The 1,233-nt window shown below is 70.2% G+C and carries 1 protein-coding gene; it reads left to right on the top strand.

Annotation, left to right across the window (positions count from 1 at the left end):
* Positions 1-178: 178 nt before the first annotated feature.
* A partial coding sequence (locus tag NBZ85_RS31220) for a CaiB/BaiF CoA transferase family protein (RefSeq protein WP_261563435.1) occupies positions 179-1,233 on the top strand: 1,055 nt, incomplete at its 3' end.

Genomic DNA, 1,233 nt, shown 5'->3' with positions numbered 1-1,233 from the left:
TCGTCGGCAGCGTCAGATGGGTATAAGAGACAGCCCGTAAATCACCCCACCGCCTACGCGACCGATCGGTTGCTTCCCGTCAGAAAAGTGATCTGGCTGACATGGCTAACTGTTCCTACTAGGTTCACGGCCTGGGGGAGTTCGGGTAGCAGTGGTGCGTGGCGAACAGGAGCGGACGATGAGCAGACCGTTCGAGGGCGTGAACGTCGTCGAGATCGCCGGCTGGACGTTCGTGCCCGCCGCGGGCGCGATCCTCGCCGACCTCGGCGCCGACGTCGTCAAGGTCGAACCGCCCACCGGCGACCCGCAGCGGCTGCTGCGCAACCTGCTCAACCAGGACGACAGCGGTCCCAACCCGTTCCTGGAGATCCCCAACCACGGCAAGCGCAGCGTCACCCTCGACCTGACCACACCCGCCGGCCGCGCGGTGCTGTTACGCCTGGTCGCCGACGCCGACGTGTTCCTCACCAGCTACCTGCCGGCGTTACGCGCCCGCCTCGGCATCGACGTCGACGACCTGCGGGCGGTCAACCCCCGGCTGGTCTACGTGCGCGGCAGCGGCTGGGGCAGCCGCGGCCCGATGGTCAACACGGGCGGCTACGACTCGGCGGCGGCCTGGTGCAGCTCGGGGACCCTGCACAAGCTCACCGGCGCCGACGACGACGATCCGGTCGCCCAGCCGGCCGCCTTCTATGACCTGCAGGGCAGCAACACGATCGCCGGCGCCGTCGCGATGGCCCTCTACCGCCGGGAGCGGACGGGACAGACCGCCGTCGTCGACGTCTCCCTGCTCAACACCGGCATGTGGGCGCTGGGCCCGGACATCGCCGCCGCGCCGTTCACCGGAGAGGTGCCGCGGGCCGACCGCCGCGCCCCGGGAAACCCGATCGCCAACTACTACCGGACCAAGGACGGCCGCTGGATCAACCTGGTCTGTCTGCAGGCCGACCGGTTCTGGGACGAGCTGTGCCTGGTCCTCGACCGCCCCGAGCTCGTCGCCGACCCCCGTTTCCTCGACGCCGCCGCCCGCCACACCCACAACCGCGCCTGCGTCGAGGTGCTCGACGGCATCTTCGCCGAGCGCACCCTCGACGAGTGGCGCGAGATCCTCGCCGGCTTCTCCGGTGTGTGGGCGCCCGCGCTGACCCCCGCCGAGGTCCACGACCACATCCAGGTCCGGGAGAACGGCTACCTCTCCGAGCTGACCGCCGAGGACGGCACGCCGTTCCGGGT

Source organism: Frankia tisae, from assembly GCF_025403405.1.
Classification (GTDB): domain Bacteria; phylum Actinomycetota; class Actinomycetes; order Frankiales; family Frankiaceae; genus Frankia; species Frankia tisai.
The sequence above is the reverse complement of the archived record's forward strand: the minus strand, read 5'-3'. Positions and strand labels throughout refer to the sequence as shown.